Consider the following 17796-nt stretch of genomic DNA (forward strand, 5'->3'; position numbering starts at 1 on the left):
TCACCTTCCCTTACTTGATGCTGCATTTTTCAAACCATCTTGGGACTTAACAACTTCTTTCAGTTGACGATACATATCGCGTGTAGATGCGTTCTTTGTTTTGATCGTGAACATTTCGGAACTTCCAACGATAATAAGCAATTCTCGTGCTCGGGATAATGCCACATTCAACCGTCGATAGTCTTTTGCAAATCCAATGTCTCCACTAGGGTCTCCATGATTCCTTACAAAGCTTAAAATGATGATATCCATTTCCATCCCTTGAAACTTATCGACTGAACCTGTGCGGCAATGTAATTGTTTCGGTTTAATCTCTTGCTGAATCAAGCGGTCAATACGCTTCACTTGCTCACCGTAAAAACTGATAACGCCCACACTCTTCTTGTCTTCTTCTTTCATACGTCCAGCAACTTTCGCTTGTTTTGTCGCTTCCTCTAAATCTACTAGCGTTTGTTCTATAATGTTTAACTCTGCTTCGTTGAATCGACTCGTACCACCTTTGACTTTGTCTTCAAAGAATGGACTTGTATTCGGTGTGTCTAGCCATAACAGATGGTCTTCACGCCTAATCGTTGTAGTTTCGAGTAGATGATCACGCATAGCATCTGAATCAGGTAAGCCACATTGCAATTGATAGTTCCCTTCTTTATAGAACGGCGCAATTGTCGCCATAATCTTTTCATGCATACGGTATTGAATACTGAGCATCGTTTTATTCTGCTTAGGCAACGTTCGGAACAGACGCTCGAATAACGATTCATTCAATAGTTTTTTCATTTCTCGTTGTACTTCAGGATCTTTTTGCTGATCAACTAACTCATCCATCGTTTCCTGGCCGACAAGCGGGGGCAACTGATGATGGTCACCAACAAGTATCACTTTTTTTCCTTTTAACATAGGTAAAAGCAATTCGGGAGGTGTCGCCTTAGAAACTTCGTCAATAATCACGACATCAAATACAGGATATTCATCCATGAACTTTTTGGAGGCGGAAGCAACACAAGTCGTACCGATTACATTCGCATGTTCAACATACAGTTTTCGTATTTCGTCTAAATCATAATCATTGGCTTCTTGTAATAGTTGCTCCCACTGTTCCTGAAGTTCTTGGAGGATCGGCAATTGTTCACGTTCTTTATTGAGTTCTTGCAATTGCTCTGTTGTTTCGTGATATTCATTCGCTGTTTGCGTTAATTGACTTTCAATAGTCGGATCCAGTTTGCTTTTAATTTCATTGATTCGTGCCGTAAGTTGACTACATTGTTGTTGCATGTGTTGTTGCTCTTGCTCAATTACGATGAGTTGTTGCTGACGGTCTTTTTGTTGCTGTGTGTTGGATAACAATTTTTGTTGTGCTGTATCTAACGATGAAGTCGTCTGAATGATTTGTTGTAATTGTTGCTGACACTCGAAAATCATCACTTCCAGTTCACTAATTTCATCGGCAACTTGCTGTAACTCTAAAGGTTCTTGTGGTGTGTCGTTTACTTGTAGCCATTCGCCCAACGCTTTTTGTATTGTTTGTTGTTGTTTCTCTAGTTGCATATCTTGCTGTTGTAGTTGTTGTTTTTTCTTTTGTATTTCACGTTGTTGGCTAGATAGAAAGTTGAGTATTTCATTTTTAATATTGGTAAATAGCTGCTTTACTGCTTGAATTTGCTGTTGCTTAATGGCTGCCCCTTTATCACGAACAATTTCTTCCTTTACATAAAACAGAGACATACCTTGTGCAATCTTTTTCAAGACTACAGTTTTTTCTGGACTATCCCCTTTAATTTGCAACGTCTTTTTCGTTGTCGGATCTACTAGAAACCTTCCGAGTCGATCAATCATCTCGTGCATTTCTTGAATGGTCGTGAAGTTTTCGGTAGAACGTTTTTCAATAGTAGCTACAGGATATCGTTGACTCAACAAGAGCTGTTCTGTTTTGTCAATCGCTGTTTGAAATCGTTCAAACAGTTCTTTCCACTCTTGAAATTCATACGTGAATTCACCTGATTCAATCGATTTGATAAGGCGGTGCAACTCATTTATTTGTAAAACAATATGGATTGGTAATTCAATCTGCTGTTCAGACAACACATTTTGTACTGCATCCATTTTGGTTATTGTTCTAATTTGTTGTTGTGCGGCACTAAACGAATGCTCCGTAGTTGGCCATTCTTTTATAGTTTTTATAATGTGTTCACGGTCGTTGATCGACTGTTGTAATTTAGTTTGTAACGTAACGTACTCTTCTACTTGCTTTAACCATTGCTGCTCATTTTGTAGATTTTTAAGTTTTTCTGTCACTTCATCTTTATTCGCTAGAAGGTCTAGTTTTGCTTGCAGGACATTAATTTCTTCTGTTAGTAACTGTTGTTGTTGTTCCGCTTGAATTATCGCTTGTTTTTTATCAGATAGTCTTTGTGCCACTTGATCTAGAAGGGCTTGCTCCGTGGAATGACTTTTCTCTACCTCACGTAATTCTATTTTTAAAGACTTTTGCTGACGTAGCTGTTCAGTCAGTTCTAATTCTTTATTCCTTTTTTGTAGTTTTTTATGTTCAAGCTGTTCTACTTGTTGCAACATTTCTCGATTTTTTTCTTGATAAATCGCACGTGTCGCTTGGACAGCTTCGAGCGTTTCATTTCGCCAATGGAAAGCGACATTTTCTTCTATGAAACGTTTGCCCTCTTCTTCAATACTTTCAGATCGTCCATAACGCAAAATTCGGGTGGCTGGATCTGTCAGTAAACGCCCAAGTGCATTGTCTACAGCTAGATTCGATTGGGAAGCAACCAATGTCCGCAATCCCGCCTTAACATTTTGATAGCAAATCTCAGAAATCACCGTTGTTTTCCCTGTGCCTGGAGGTCCTTGAATGACGAAAAGATCATGTGCTTTCATCGCACCTGACACAGCCTCTCGTTGAAATTCATTTAAATTATTATGATATTCAAGTTCAAGTTGCTTATTGTTAATCTGCACGACTGGGCGTTCTTCAAATAATACCTTCTCCAGATTAGCGTTTGCTGCAAGCCCTTCTTGCAAGTCTTTAAACCCTTTGCGTAGTCTTCTGATCTGACTTAATTCAGCAAAGTTCGTTAGCACTAATTTTTTATTTGATGTAGGCAACCAATTTTCTTGACGCGCTCGTTTTTGGAAACGTTGAGTGAGTTCAACGATGATGATCTTTTGCGATTTTTGGACATCAATAATCTGCCCGACTTCTGTAGAAAGCTCTAGCATTTTCACACTAAACCCTCGCAATTGCTTCCAGTTCTTCGTCTGCAAGTCCTTACAGTGAAGATGCAGTTTCGTAAAATCACTTGAAAATCTGCTTTGCGTAAAGGTACAAGAAATATCCTCCACATCGGCATTTTTCTCTGCGATTTGAAGATAACCTTCCCAACTTTCAATTCTTTTCTTGACGTACTCTGAGCGCTCTTCTGCAATTGGTAGATCACGTAATTTCGTATAAAACTCAATTGGCAAAGCAACCCCCACACGATTCAATCGAAACTTCATCGCTGTATGAAGTCGACGATTCGTCCGTACAGGTTCTCTTGTTCCTCTGACATGAAACCCAGTCGCAACTAGACCATCTGGCTTTAGCACACATTCCATAACAGCTACTCGCTGCTGTACCTCTTTGGCAAACTTCTTATTGGTACGTGGATCAAAGAATAGTGCGAATGACTGGTTTCCTTGACGATTGGCTGGTCTTTTCTCAATATGTATATCAAAAGTAGATTCCGATGAAACAAATGCCTGTTCATTTAAAAACCACTGCTCCACGCCTTTGCGGGCATTTTTCGTAATTTCAAGACTGCAAGGTATCATTTCCGAATTCTGTATAGTATTCATCGTTTAGTTTTCTTTCCATAATAGGGTTTTACAGCAAGATGGATGTTCATGCTTTTCCCTGCTATTTCATTGTTCAAAGCTCTCACCTCAGTCCTCTATTATAGATCATCAGCGCATTTACCGCGAGCAAGAAAAATCTTTAATAAGTTTTTAAATTAATTTTAAAAAAGATGTTTAAGAATGGTTTATCCGGGTATACTAGTACTACAAGGCAAACTGAAGGAAACTAGTAGATCGGGTTAGGTAAGTGATTTGCTAGGTCCGGAAGAGCTGCACAGCCTTGGCGGAAAATTTTCTTTACTGGCAATTAGGTACACTCGGTTAAGGAATCTGTTTTTAAGATTCCATCGTAAGACAGGTTTACCAAGTAGTGCGAAGAAAGCTTTTTGTGTAAGTGCAATTGAAATATCTGCTCACACAGTAGTTCGAGCAGTAGAAGACGCATACGACGAGCGTACAATTTTCGTCAGTATGGTGTAGTTCGAAACATAAAATTTTCCGCAGCTTGATTGAAAAGTAGAGGGCGGCCAGATGTCAGGATTTTCTGACGAATGGCAGCCCTCTACTTTTTTCTTTACTATGTGTGTGTTTAATTTCAATGAATTAGGGAAAATATAACTAACCACTCAGAAGAAGGAGGTAATTTCATGAATAAAAAAATGGCTTTGACAGCAATCGGACTAGGCGCAGCCTATTTGATGCGTAATAAAGAATCACGCGAGAAATTAACCGACCAATTAGATGCGTTTAACGACATACCAATGCGCGGTGATCGTTCACACAAACAGCAACAACAGCAAAAATCCAATAAAGGCTTACTCGGTAGATTCTTAAATTAAATCACTAGAATACAAAGGAGTTGATTTTAATGAGTGAAGAGAAAAAAGTTTTCACAGAAAAAGACCGTCAAGATGCAAAAGGTGGATACATGGATAATCCTGAAAATATAAAGACAGATAAAGAAAGTATTTATGACATGCACGAAGATATGCAAACTGTAGACGCAATTCCTTTGGAAGATGTCCGAATGGAAGAGGAAGAAGAGAGACATCATCGCAAAACAAAAAATCGTTCATCCACCGAAGAGAAATACGAAAAAGAATAACGATGACCTAAAAAGTGGCGCCCCCATATAGGGGCGCCACTTTTTAGGTCATTTTCACCAATGCGTCTGATCCCACCATACCTGCTTTGATGCCAATACTTTCCGCCTCGAGCGTCACTGATTCTAACGGTGCTGCAAGTAACTGTTCAATCGTCTTTACTCCGACTGCACGACCTGCTATGATTTTTCGATCTGCCAGAACATTATTCAACAAACCTACATCCAACGCACCACACATAATATAGCCCCTGTCATTCGAAATCGTCAGAAGTGTTGTCTTCGGTAATTTCACTGTTACTGCTTGAAAATCCTTTCCATCAATCGTAAGTACTCGATGTTCTATCAACTGATCCACTCCTTTACCACACACTATATGATACATAGCTAGAGAAGTTTCCTACAAATTCAGATCAAGAAACGATTGAATTACCTGAAAACCTGACGATTCAAGACGCAGTAGGTGCATATACGTATGCGAAATTCAGTGAAGGGCAACGTCTGGAATTGGAAAGTTACCGTATTCTGGCCCATTCTTGGGAATTTAAGCGATATATGAAGATGTATTAAGTGAAAAACTGTCGTAAGAAGTCGTATTTTACGATTCTTACAACAGTTTTTTGTTTTGTGTCTCTTTTATTGTCCATTCTCCACTTGCGGTTTATTATAAGTAGAGTGGAAAGTAGGGAGGTATCGGTTTGAAGACGCTTTGGCATAATGCAGTTTTTTATACGCTACAAAGAGAAGGGCAAACAGTGGATGCCCTGATAACGGAAAACGGAAAAATTACAGCAAGCGGTTCCTATGAACAACTCAAAGGTCAAGCAACACAAGATATAAACTTACAAGGCGCATTTGTCTACCCTGGGTTCATTGATAATCATATGCATATTATCGGTCAAGGAGAGAAGTTGCTTCGATTAGACCTTTCGCGGGCTACATCCTCTGCTGACATGATGGATCAGTTGATGCATGCATATAAAGATTTGCCAGAAGATGAGTGGTTTATAGGCGAAGGATGGGATGAAAATAACTTTTCCGACAAAAAAATCTTTAATCGTTATGAACTCGACACAATTACGAAATCACCTATGCTTTTAAAACGTACTTGTTGGCATGCGGCACTCGTTAATTCTAAAGCATTGGAACTGGCTGGCATTACAAAAGCTACACCCGATCCAGATGATGGTGTAATTGAGCGTGACGAACATGGAGAACCGACTGGACTGTTAAAGGAAGGTGCCATGCATCGCATTTTACAGCTACTACCTGAACCTACTGAAGGTTATATAACAAAAGCGTTAGAAACTTCAGTAGATCATTTATTGTCAGTCGGGTTAACTGGTGTGGTGACAGATGACTTAGGTTATTATGGTAACTACCAGACCCCTTTACAAGCATTAAATAACGTACTAGGGGGCAAAAGAAAGTTCCGCACGCATTTATTGCGCCATTTCAGCGTATTTCAGCAGTTGATAAAAGAACATGCTTCATATAATGAGCCATGGGTAGAGCCAGGTGAGATGAAGTTTTTCATAGATGGAGCTTTTGGTGGAAGTACAGCATTATTAAGCCAGCCTTACTCAGATGATGCCAGAAATGTCGGGACTGCTGTACTGACAGACAAGGAACTGGAAAACTACGTAGAGTTGGCCCGTTGCTACGAGGAAGCAGTCGCGATCCATGTAATTGGTGATTTAGCTACTGAAAAAGCGCTTGATGTTATCGAAAAACATCCTGTTCCTGAGGGTAAAAAAGACCGCTTTATACATGTCATCTTATTGCGAGAAGATTTAGTAGAACGCATGGAGAAATTGCCAATCGTCTTGGATATTCAGCCTGCTTTCGTCTCTTCTGATTTCCCTTGGGTGCAAGAACGTCTAGGAAACGATCGTCTCGAATGGGCATATGCTTGGAAGAGACTTCTTGATAAAGGATTTATATGTGGTGGGGGCTCTGATGCACCAATAGAAGATCCTAATCCTTTGCTTGGAATTCACGCTGCTATTACGAGACGATCACCAATGGAACAGCATGAAGGATATTTGCCAGAAGAAAAACTTAATCGCTATGAAGCAGTGCAACTTTTCACGTCCGGCGCAGCAGCTACGATTGGAAAAGAACATGTACGTGGATGCCTAGAAGTTGGATTCGATGCAGATTTCACGATTTTAGCAGAAGATATTTTTTCGGTAGCTGTCGATCACATCCCCGAGATCACAGTAGAAAAAACTGTGGTTGCTGGCGAAGTTATGTACGAGGTTCCTGCTTAAAATCTGTTTAATAAAAAATGTCCCTGCCATGTATGGCGGGACATTTTTTTATTGATAGTATGTTTGGTTGCGATTCATTCGTTCAGCGGTCTTATAGGCATCATACATTCCCCAAATCCATACAATTGGGTAGGTTATGAATCCGATGACCACAAACATGAGTAAACCATTAATTGCTTGCAAGATAATAAGTAGAATCCCTTTAAGTATTTGTCCATTGTAGATTTGTCCGACACCAGTCCAGAAAAAACTTAGTACGGCTGCAATACCCGGATGCTTTAACATACACTCTTCCCCTTCCCGGTAGCTTTGCATTCATTTTACCTGACGATGAATAGGTACACAAGGGTGTTGCTAAATTTACCCCTTCGTCAAATTTAGATACGCTTGCACGAAAATTCATATTACATGTATAAACCTCAATGAATATAGAGATTCTGATGAAAAGGAGTGATTGCATGCTGGAATTAGATACGCCAATTGAAGGTAAACTTGCGTGTTTTGGAACGCTTCGCGATAAAGTTTCGGATCATGGGTATCATTTTGGGGGCGGTTGGGATTATAATAGGGGGCATTTTGATTCCATTCTTTCACGTGAAGGTGGAGAGACGATTTACTTGCGTGTCCCGTTCGTCGTTCATGATGGTGAGTTAGATGATTATAATACGTATATCAAATTCAAAAAGCCCTATGTAATTAAACATGTTGTTAACACTGGCCTTGACCGCAATGCAAGTTCTTTATTAAGCGGTTCATTTAATCAATTTCAGGAGCCAGTAGATAAAGATGCAGAAATCCGTGATAAAAGCCGTTGGGAAACAGCTGGTGAATTGGCGATTGAAGATATTTTACAGTACCTAGAATGAATTAAAGACCACCGGTGAATGAAAAAGGGATACCCTGAATGGATATCCCTTTTCATCATTTATTCAATAAAATATTACCTTCTGGACCTAGTGGGAATCCAAGTACAAACCAGATCCCGAATAATATAAGCCACATAATACTGAATGCAATCGAATATGGAAGGAGCGACGTCATAAACGTACCAATTCCCATTCTCGGGTCATACTTTTTCGCAAATGTTAAAGCAATCGCAAAATAGGCAAGCATTGGCGTAATTGGATTCGTAATAGAGTCTCCAATTCGATAAGCCACTTGTGTAACTGCCGGGTCATAACCTAGAATCATGAACATCGGTACGAACACCGGTGCAAGAATCGCCCACTTCGCAGAAGAACTCGCGACTAAGAAGTTAATCAAAGCCGCTACAATGATGAAACCAATGAACAGCGGAAGCCCTTTCATGCCAAATGCCTCCAACGTTTCCGCTCCTTTTATCGCAACAATCGGCCCCAGGTTACTCCAACTGAAGTACGCGATCATCTGCGCTGCTACGAACGCAATAACGATATACATTCCCATGCCAGACATCGCTCTTGCTAAGTGATCCGCAAAGTCTTTTGAGTCCTTGATCTCTTTAACAACCTTCCCATAAATTAAAGCAGGAAGCATAAACAAAATCATCATAAATGGTACGATACTATCCATTAAAGGTGATTTAGTCAACGATCCTGTCTCTGGATCACGCAATAGGCTGTCTTGTGGAATGGATAAGTATAAGATAATAGCTACAAAAGCCACGACAGACAACGCTGCCCATAACAAGCCTTTCTTTTCAACAGAAGACAAATCTTCAACTGTTTCCATTTCCCCCTCGTAAACCCCTAAACGTGGTTCCACTATTTTCGTCGTAACCAATACAGCTACGGGTACTAAAATGATAGCGGACACAGCAAGGAAATAGTAATTCATCGCCGGATTTGCTGTATACGTTGGATCATAAATCTGTGCGCCGATTTCCGTAAATCCTGCGATTAATGGATCGATTACACTCAAGATCAAGTTTGCAGAAAATCCTCCTGCAACAGATGCATAAGCTGCCGCCAAACCAGCAATTGGATGACGTCCGAGCGCAATGAAAATCATCGCAACAATTGGAGGCAATACGACCATAGCTGCATCAGCAGCAGCATTTCCTAAAATAGCTACTAACACGATGACCGGTAAAATAATCTTTTTCGGTGCATTTAAAATGGTTACCTTCATCACTGCAGAAATTAGACCCGTAGATTCTGCAAGTCCCACACCGAACATAACAACTAATACTAAACCAAGCGGTGGAAAACTCGTAAAGTTCACGACTAAGTTCGTCATCATCTTAATGAATCCTTCACTACTTAAAAGATTGATAACTGCTATTTCTTCGCCCGTTCCAGGATTGACAGCCGTAGTCCCGAGCTTACCAAAAATAAAGGAACAAATTAAAATAATAGCAGTAATATATACGAAAAGCATCACCGGATCCGGTAATTTATTCCCATACTTTTCAATAAAATCTAGAAAGCGATTGAATAACCCACGTCTTTCTTTTCTAGCTGTACCTTCATTGCCCATAGCCGTTCTCCTCTCTGTATCTAAAGTTATATCGACGACTTCTCGAATAAATATCATTATTGCATATATTCTATTCGATTTATATGTACTTTCTAATTATTTCAACTTTATTATCTGAAAAAGTTCTATTTCAGTAGCTTGGTTAGCTACCAAAGTATAAATTCCTATGCAATCCACAGCCAGGATTAAAATTAGCTTCGCAAGCCGGACATGTATATGTACTTTGAAAGTATTCAGCAATTGTCAACTCATGTCCACAACTTCCACAAAGGACTGCTTTTTTATCCAATTGATCTGCAGGCCATACAGCAGAATGACCACACCCTTTTTCTTCGTGGCATGCATGGCAAGGATAATATATTTTGCAACAGTAGAACTTAATCGCAATACGGTCATTTTCTGTTGAATAATGGACGCAACGAGTTTCGTCATCAATTAACAACCCCTTAACTTCTTGATTGTACTTTTTCACTTTCTTCACTCCTTCTATCCCTATAGTAAAAGTGGAACACCTTATAACGCAATCAAAATAAGCGATACCTTTTCAGGTATCGCAAGTTATATTTCCTTATGCTTGAACGGACATTTTCCAGTCAGCGGTTCGCAGTCGTCACCGATGAAGAACTGTTTCCATTCGTTATGTGTTGGATCACCAAAGTGGCTGATGTCTGGATGCTTCGGTAATGCATCCCAAACCTCGACCCGTTCACGTACTTTCTCACGTGAATTGATCCCCCCTTTTTCTGTACCTTCAAGCCCCTTGAATATTTTACGCGGTTGGAAACCGATAACGAGTGAGTTTCCTAAGTCACGAGTTTTACGCTGTTTATATGCAGGAGCATTGCCGAATGTAAATATTGGTTCACCATAAAAATGAAAGTCCCAAAGATAGTGATCTGGATCCCGTGGTGCGTCAGCTGGCCATTCTTTTGTATCTTGTTTATGAAGATACTGCAAAATATTCCAGAATTGTTGACGGTATTCTTCTATACTACCTTCTCTTTTGAAAGGTTCAACAAAAACAAATAACCCGTGGCGCTTATGCTTAGGGTTTTCGAACAATGTTAAAAATGCTTCTAGCGCATGAGGTAGACTAGACCAATCCTCTTGAGTTATATACGCATAGCGCAGTTCCCCTTTGTTTTCCCCCGCCATCCCGAAATAACACGGAAATGTTTTATCTGTCACAATCCTATGGAACGTCCCATATTCTCTAAGCAACCATTCAGGTAAATCTTTTCGTTCCTTAAAGTCTTCCTTCGTTAATAAAGCATTTGATGTTTGAATCAACATTTCATCTCCCCTCCACATTATCATCCGATAAGTCACTACACAATGTCCACTATATGAGTAAATTGAATTGGGTTATGAGTTACCCATTTACTATAGTGAAAATAAAAAAGACCTTACCGTAATACTATCGGTAAGGTTCACTTTCATTGAATTGGATTCGGATCTTCCTGCAAATCGTCCATTGTTTGCATCACTAATGTGACCGCTTGGCTTAGCGCACTTCCACCACCTAGTGCTGCTGCTATACTAATAGCTTCTAAAATTTCCAATGTGCTACAACCGCTATCTATGCAACCTTTTGTATGATAGATAATACAATATTCACTATGTGCATAAACACTCACCGCAAGCGCAATCAAGTGCTTTTGCTTTTGACTAATTTCACCTTCTTCAAAGCAAGCTTCTGAGAATGTATTAAATGATTTGATTACATTAGGTATCTTTTCGCTCATTGCGCCCATACCGGTTTTGTAATCCTGTAATACCGCACTCGTAAATGTGAAATCTTCCATGAAAATCCCCTCCCATATAAACGTAGTATATCCGCTAGTTAGTTTGCTATACAGTGAGAACGGAAATGATATGAATACCTGCGATTAACGGGAAAGATTTCTATGAAGATTGTTATTACAGTTATTCGTACGTCCAACCACGATTATATTGAACAGCCGATTCAATTTTTACACCTAACTCTTTTGCCGCCCTGTATGGCCAGTATGGATTACGTAGTAACTCGCGTGCAAACAACACAATATCCGCACGACCATTTTGCAAAATTTCTTCTGCCTGAAGAGCCGAGGTGATTAAGCCAACCGCACCTGTAGCTATATGCGCTTCGTTGCGAATTTTATCTGCAGACGGTATTTGGTAGCCTGGGAATGGATGAATAGTCGCCGGCACTACCCCACCTGTACTAACGTCCACCAAATCGACACCTTGCGTTTTCATCCAGCGCGCCATCTCGATATATTGTGCAGTGTCCATTCCATCTGCATAATCTTCCGCTGAAATTCTAACGAAGAGTGGACCATCCCAAACGGAACGGATGGCGTCAATGACTTGTCCTAAAAATCGATAACGATTTTCCGCTGATCCACCATATTCATCTGTACGTTGATTACATAACGGTGTTAGGAATTCATTAATTAAATAACCGTGGGCGCCGTGAATTTCGATAACATCAAATCCTGCTTGCTTGGAACGAATCGTCGCTTGCTTGAATGCTTCAATCGTTTCTTCGATATCCTCGACAGTCATCTCGGCTGGTGTCTTATAATCCTCACTAAATGCAATGGCACTCGGTGCATAAATTGTTCCGTCTACTGTCGCTTTTCTGCCTGCATGCGCCAACTGGATTCCTGTCTTTGCGCCATATTGTTTCATCAATTGAACGATTTCGGTCAATCCTTCGACATGATCATCTGACCATATCCCTAAGTCTTCGTTGGAAATTCTACCTGCTTGTTGAACAGCTGTCGCTTCCACGATAATGAGACCTACTTGCCCTACTGCACGTGTTGGATAATGAACTTTATGCCAATCCTGTACTTTCCCATCTTGATTATGTGAGGAATACATACACATCGGTGCCATCGCGATACGGTTCTTAAATTCTACGCCGCGGATTGTATAAGGTGTGAATAATTTTGCCATTGAATTCGTCCTCCTTAAGTAACTATAAGAGAAAGTATAGCAAATACACGCTAACTTTTAAGCAGTGAGGATTATAATTCCCTACTCTTGAAACATATAAAAGTGATGAAACGTATACTATAGAAAGAAAGGAGGTTGTGCTTAATGAATCCACTCGTATCTATATGGACACAACCAAAGGAAACGATTCGTTATGTTCTGGAATACAAAACGTGGACTTATAGCTTTCTCATCTTATTTCTATCTGCTATCAGCTTGGGATTGACCTCATTTGCAGATACGGATATACTACCTGACTTTTCGTTAGTAGCCACCGTTATACTTGCAATCATTTCTACTTTTATCGGAAGTATCATCAGTCTATTTATTGCTGCTGGTCTATACACGTGGGTGGGTAAGTGGCTTCGTGGTAAAGGGAACTTTAAAGATATGTTCCAGATGATCCCTATTTCTTCTATCCCTTTAATTTGGATGTTGCCTATTAACCTACTACTAGTCGTGGTATTCGGTAAAAGTTTATTTATGGATACCAATGAACCAACAGTATGGATGAGTTTACCGACTACACTGTTATTATTAACTAATTTATTAACGTTTGGTTTAGGTATTTTCAGCCTAGTTATTTTATCAAAAGGAATTGGGATTGTTCATCAGTTTTCTTCATGGCGCGGATTTGGTGTGATTGTGATTATTTTTGGAATTGCGTTAGTGCTCTTCATTCCAATCATTGTCATTTCGTTATTCTTCCTTATTGGCGGCATTATGTAAAAGACGTAAAGCTACTGGGCTTTGCGTCTTTTCCCCTATAAGCAGTCATCTCTCTTCCCTGCATTTTTCTTCTAACGAAAACCTGTCATCCATGTATTTTTTCTAGCAAAACAAGACATAGTATGACAAGGAGGGATATACATTGAATAAACGTATTAGAGGTCTTTTTCATAAAGACTCCATCAACGAAGAAATGGGATTAGAGTTTGAAGCGAGTGCCGACGAATCTGCACGTGTTCGTGAAAATGCTACTGGTAAGGAATATCGCGAGGCTTTAAAAGATGTGTACCGTGCAACTGAAGACAAACGAAAATAATACATAAAGCCTGACACGATTGGTGTTAGGCTTTTGTACTTATTATGTATATGTTCTTTTATTCATTCGACGGATCATATACTGTTCAATCAAAATAGCTAAAATAGTTCCTGTAATCAATCCGTTAGATAGTGTAGAAGCCACGATAGCTGGTAGCTGTGATAAACTTTCTGCAGGAACAAACATTGTACCGACACCGACCATTAGACCGAATGCAACGGCTTGCCGAGCCCGATCCTTCTCCGGATCTGCATCGAGTTCATTGAATGCCATAGATACCATCTTGGTAAAAATTGCGAACGTTACAGCATATGCTACGGGTGCTGGAAGTGCTGCGAAAATCGCCATAACACTAGGAAAAAGCGTAATCAGTACTAGTAATATACTTCCCACAATAAATGGCCTCATCGACGGCATACGCGTCGTACCGACAAATCCTGCCGATCCCGAGATTGGAACTGAACCAATTGCGGAGAATAGTCCAGCAATCAGATGGATAAATCCTGAAGCAAAAGCACCTTGACGCAATCGGTCAGGTGGTGTGATATCAAAAGAATGTTTTAATAAATATTCCATAACGCGTATCGCAGCCAGCATATTAGCCACGAGCAGTAACGTAATGAATACAGCTGTTACGAGTACACCACTATCCCATACTGGAGTACCATAGACGAATATCTTCGGCAATTGAATGAGCTGATCTGAAACTTTAGCAACATCCGGTGTCTTGCCAAGTAACAGGAATAATCCCCAGCCAAGAACAATCGATATGAGTACTGCATATTTGGAAACTGTGGGACGTTTATTGCCCATTGCAATGAATGTAATTAATAAGACAATAAAACTTCCACCTAAAATGACAGGATCTAAATAATCCCCCGCTTCTTCGACACCCATCATTCCCTTGATGAATGTGCCACTCAACTGCAATATAAGAAGCAATAAATAGGTGAATGTTACCGCTGGGGTAAAGAGCATCTTCATCTTCGTGATGATACCGGTGGCGGCTAAAATAATAAATAGAACTCCGCTATAAAGCATTCCGCTTTGCAGAGCTTGTAGAGCATCTGTTGAAGTCGTGTAAAATATGCCGACCATTCCCGCGTATACTACATAAATTCCCCACCATAAGCCAGCTGGCCCTTCGTTAATTGGCATTCGATGGCCGAAAAAGGCTTGGATTAAACATCCGATACCTAATACAAATATTGTTCGTTGCATGAATAGCGAAGTTTCTATCGGATCCATTCCAAAAACATGTGCAATGGCGATAGGAGCTGCGATTGATGAAGCGATGAGGAAGATGGTCCATTGGATACCGCCTGCGAGATGTTTCATTGGATAATACCTCCGATGCTTCTGTAGACCTTTGATGTAGTTGAGTATAACATGCGGAAGAGCTTTTTAGTTTTATTAGAACACGTAATTTTTCTTCCACGACACATTTTATAATGCTAACCCTACCTACCACTTTACGGTAACAATTTAGAATTATATCGTTTTTCCTCCTTATTCTTATCGAATCAAAAAAGACATGCTGCCACTGGCAGCATGTCCGTACAACATTAGCGGGATTCGAAGACTTTTTGGATGATATGATTATTGCCCAATTTCCCGAAGTTTTTGTGTATACAGCTTTCAGGCTTTTCACGCAAGATGGATGAAAAACTTTTTGCAAGCTCGGCTTCACCCGCCACGTGAATTTCTTTCCATCCACGTTTTGCTTTCATTTTACCCACAACAGCTCCCATGTCTTTGTAAAAGCGATCTAGATTTTCTTTTAGCCTAATATCAAATCCGTCCGTATGTCCCCCAACACCACGTTGTATAGATGATTGAACCCCTTTTTGTTCTTTCCACACATCAAGACCCGAATCGAATTCATATACTACTTCGTCATGAACTCTTCCCATCGCAGTATCTAAAATGCGTACATTGCTATAACTCGGGAGTATAATTCCAGCCTCTGGGTATGCTTTTAACATATACTCCAACTCTTCAGTCATGGCATGATTTTCCCAATGGAAACTCGTTTTGACAGCTACTTGAACATAATGAACAGACCAAATTTCCGGATCTGCAGCCGCAAAAATAACGACACCTTTCGCTAAATCATTTTGTTTATCTTCCACTTCTTTCATCACTCGATCTTTCACTGAACGATAGGCAGTTAATTCTTTTTCATTACCTGAAGCGACCAAATATTCATCCAATCGTTTCAGTCCAGACTTCAGATGAATTCGCCACGCCGCTTGCTGTTGTTCGGGATCTGCTGGATTCGTGTTCAAGTATACGGATAATACACAACGGTCATCACAACGAAAAGCCTTTAACTTTTTCACATCTTCGCAAATACTCATCCAATCGTCCTCCTCACTATTCCCTCAAGGGTAGCATGCCCGCTTAGACGAATATTAAAAGGTATTAGAAGTTGTGAATTTTTTCAAATAAAAAAACAGCCTCCCCTCTAGATGAAAGGAGTACTGTTTAGATAGTTATATTGAATTTAATTGACCACGTTTTGGGCTCGTCTTTTCGATAAGATCAACGCCACAATCATGATGAGCGCAACCGATAAGAAAATCGTATAGACGCTACCAGTGATTCCCGCAACGATAAATCCGATGAACGCGCCAATGGCATTCAATAACGCATAAGGAAGTTGCGTCTTCACGTGATCGATATGATCTGCACCCGCGCCTGTGGACGATAGAATAGTCGTATCGGAAATTGGAGAACAATGATCTCCGAAAATCCCACCAGACAATACCGCACCGATACAAACTAACAAATGCGCATCGAGAGCAACTGCCATTGGAATCGCAATTGGTAACATAATGGCGAATGTCCCCCAAGAAGTTCCAGAAGCAATCGCCATAACTGCACCTACAACAAATAGAATGGCTGGAATGATAAATGCTGGAACATTTCCTTTCATCAATTCCACAATGTAGTTTGCTGTGCCCATCTCACCAATCACTTGGCTTAATGCCCAAGCTAAGACAAGAGTCGTTGTTACATAAACCATTTTTTGCATGCCCGCTGTATAAATATCGATGGTCTCGCCAAACTTTTTGATTTTGAAAATAAGCATCAACACAATGATTGTAATCGCTGCAAATAAATAAGCTGTGCTCAATGAGACCCGGAAATCACCACCTGGTACTGGTTCGAATGGGAAACCGAATGACACAAGCAAACCGAATAATGTCACAAATAAAACGAGCAAAGGTAACCATACTAAAATCGCACGGCTTCCAGTAGTATATTCATCCGTAAGTTCAGCTTTACGCAACGGTTTGGATTCAGGCCAATACAGCTGACCCGTTTCACGAACACGGCGTTCTGCTTTTGCCATCGGACCGAAATCCAGTTTTGTCAAGGCAATAATTGGAACCAATGCTACAGCTAAAATCGCATAAAATTGAAATGGAATGACTTGTATCAATGTGCTGAATTCAGAGTCCGTAATATTTAATTTATCGAATTCCGCCCGAATCAATCCCATAATATAAACACCCCAACCAATGAACGGAATCAATACCGCCACCGGTGAAGATGTAGAGTCAATGATCCAGGCTAGTTTTTCACGAGAAATTTTCGCCTTGTCAAAAATCTTTTCAAACACAGGACCTACAATCAGTGGTGTACCTAAATCAGAGAAGAAAATAATAATTCCGCCAAACCATGCCCCTAATTGCGCTCTTGCACGGGTTGTGAAGAATTTTGCTGAAGACGTAGCTAGTGCAGCACCACCACCAGACTTCTCCATTAGCGCAACAAATCCACCAATGAAAAATAACAGTACCAATACCGCAGCATTATATCCATCCATTAGTTGGGGAAATAAATAATCGCCAATCGCTGTTGTTGTAGCCGTTAATGGATTGCCTCCCACCAGAAGGAGTACGCCGATAAAGACGCCTGAGAATAATGCAATGATGACGTTCTTCGAGATGATCGCTAAGATGACCGCAACAAGTGGCGGCACTAGCGAGAGTATTCCCATATGTTCCAAAACGGTTCGCTCCTTTTCTTATAACTTTCTGTATTATTATACAACTTTTATACTTTTTTATTATAAG

General features: G+C 40.2%; 17 protein-coding genes. 6 read left to right on the forward strand and 11 right to left on the reverse strand.

Translation table 11 applies throughout. The features are described 5' to 3' along the window. Positions 1-3849 carry an AAA domain-containing protein gene (locus CSV79_RS06255; RefSeq protein ID WP_099688183.1) on the reverse strand — a complete coding sequence of 1283 codons (3849 nt, stop codon included), beginning with the start codon at positions 3847-3849 and terminating at the stop codon, positions 1-3. Between the two features lie 647 nt (positions 3850-4496). On the opposite strand from CSV79_RS06255, the gene CSV79_RS06260 reads away from it, so the two are divergent. Both CSV79_RS06260 and CSV79_RS06265 read left to right on the forward strand, forming a co-directional pair. Next, positions 4497-4688, forward strand: coding sequence for a hypothetical protein (locus CSV79_RS06260; protein ID WP_099688184.1), 192 nt, complete (start codon positions 4497-4499; stop codon positions 4686-4688). 29 nt (positions 4689-4717) lie between these two features. Next, a complete protein-coding gene (locus CSV79_RS06265) occupies positions 4718-4954 on the forward strand; it encodes a hypothetical protein (protein ID WP_099688185.1) in 237 nt (78 codons plus the stop codon). Positions 4955-4997: 43 nt separating this feature from the next. Here CSV79_RS06265 and CSV79_RS06270 read toward each other — a convergent pair whose 3' ends face one another. Continuing rightward, complete coding sequence (locus tag CSV79_RS06270) at positions 4998-5300, reverse strand: YunC family protein (protein ID WP_233201381.1); 303 nt, start codon at positions 5298-5300, stop codon at positions 4998-5000. Between the two features lie 349 nt (positions 5301-5649). On the opposite strand from CSV79_RS06270, the gene CSV79_RS06275 reads away from it, so the two are divergent. Then, positions 5650-7224 (forward strand): amidohydrolase, encoded by a 1575-nt coding sequence (locus CSV79_RS06275; RefSeq protein ID WP_099688187.1) that lies wholly within the window; start codon positions 5650-5652, stop codon positions 7222-7224. A 48-nt stretch (positions 7225-7272) separates the two neighbouring features. Here the strand turns inward: CSV79_RS06275 and CSV79_RS06280 are convergent, their stop codons facing one another. After that, positions 7273-7509 carry a hypothetical protein gene (locus CSV79_RS06280; RefSeq protein ID WP_099688188.1) on the reverse strand — a complete coding sequence of 79 codons (237 nt, stop codon included), beginning with the start codon at positions 7507-7509 and terminating at the stop codon, positions 7273-7275. A gap of 173 nt (positions 7510-7682) precedes the next feature. Here CSV79_RS06280 and CSV79_RS06285 point away from each other — a divergent pair, with 173 nt between their 5' ends. Then, positions 7683-8090, forward strand: coding sequence for a YugN family protein (locus CSV79_RS06285; RefSeq protein ID WP_099688189.1), 408 nt, complete (start codon positions 7683-7685; stop codon positions 8088-8090). A 55-nt stretch (positions 8091-8145) separates the two neighbouring features. Here CSV79_RS06285 and CSV79_RS06290 read toward each other — a convergent pair whose 3' ends face one another. From CSV79_RS06290 to namA, 5 genes are all read right to left on the reverse strand, one after another. Continuing rightward, positions 8146-9681, reverse strand: a complete 1536-nt coding sequence (locus tag CSV79_RS06290; protein WP_099688190.1) for an AbgT family transporter — start codon at positions 9679-9681, stop codon at positions 8146-8148. A gap of 142 nt (positions 9682-9823) precedes the next feature. Then, a complete protein-coding gene (locus CSV79_RS06295; RefSeq protein WP_369824928.1) occupies positions 9824-10162 on the reverse strand; it encodes a CHY zinc finger protein in 339 nt (112 codons plus the stop codon). A gap of 77 nt (positions 10163-10239) precedes the next feature. Further along, positions 10240-10974, reverse strand: a complete 735-nt coding sequence (locus CSV79_RS06300) for a YqcI/YcgG family protein (protein ID WP_199171879.1) — start codon at positions 10972-10974, stop codon at positions 10240-10242. Positions 10975-11117: 143 nt separating this feature from the next. Further along, positions 11118-11486, reverse strand: a complete 369-nt coding sequence (locus tag CSV79_RS06305) for a carboxymuconolactone decarboxylase family protein (RefSeq protein ID WP_099688192.1) — start codon at positions 11484-11486, stop codon at positions 11118-11120. Between the two features lie 121 nt (positions 11487-11607). Next, complete coding sequence (gene namA, locus CSV79_RS06310) at positions 11608-12627, reverse strand: NADPH dehydrogenase NamA (RefSeq protein WP_099688193.1); 1020 nt, start codon at positions 12625-12627, stop codon at positions 11608-11610. A 144-nt stretch (positions 12628-12771) separates the two neighbouring features. Here namA and CSV79_RS06315 point away from each other — a divergent pair, with 144 nt between their 5' ends. Both CSV79_RS06315 and CSV79_RS16755 read left to right on the forward strand, forming a co-directional pair. Further along, positions 12772-13395 (forward strand): Yip1 family protein, encoded by a 624-nt coding sequence (locus CSV79_RS06315; RefSeq protein ID WP_099688194.1) that lies wholly within the window; start codon positions 12772-12774, stop codon positions 13393-13395. Positions 13396-13537: 142 nt separating this feature from the next. Beyond that, positions 13538-13711 (forward strand): hypothetical protein, encoded by a 174-nt coding sequence (locus CSV79_RS16755; protein WP_158232481.1) that lies wholly within the window; start codon positions 13538-13540, stop codon positions 13709-13711. 42 nt (positions 13712-13753) lie between these two features. On the opposite strand, the gene CSV79_RS06320 is transcribed toward CSV79_RS16755, so the two are convergent. The 3 genes from CSV79_RS06320 to CSV79_RS06330 all read right to left on the reverse strand — a co-directional run bounded on the left by CSV79_RS06320 (position 13754) and on the right by CSV79_RS06330 (position 17720). Then, positions 13754-15049 carry a purine/pyrimidine permease gene (locus CSV79_RS06320; protein WP_099688195.1) on the reverse strand — a complete coding sequence of 432 codons (1296 nt, stop codon included), beginning with the start codon at positions 15047-15049 and terminating at the stop codon, positions 13754-13756. A 227-nt stretch (positions 15050-15276) separates the two neighbouring features. Continuing rightward, positions 15277-16071, reverse strand: a complete 795-nt coding sequence (locus CSV79_RS06325; RefSeq protein WP_099688196.1) for a VLRF1 family aeRF1-type release factor — start codon at positions 16069-16071, stop codon at positions 15277-15279. 146 nt (positions 16072-16217) lie between these two features. Next, positions 16218-17720: a Na+/H+ antiporter NhaC family protein gene (locus CSV79_RS06330; RefSeq protein ID WP_233201384.1), complete on the reverse strand. Its 1503-nt coding sequence runs from the start codon at positions 17718-17720 to the stop codon at positions 16218-16220. Between the last annotated feature and the right edge of the window lie 76 nt (positions 17721-17796).

Origin of the sequence: Sporosarcina sp. P13, assembly GCF_002743055.1 — a bacterium.
Lineage (GTDB): Bacteria > Bacillota > Bacilli > Bacillales_A > Planococcaceae > Sporosarcina.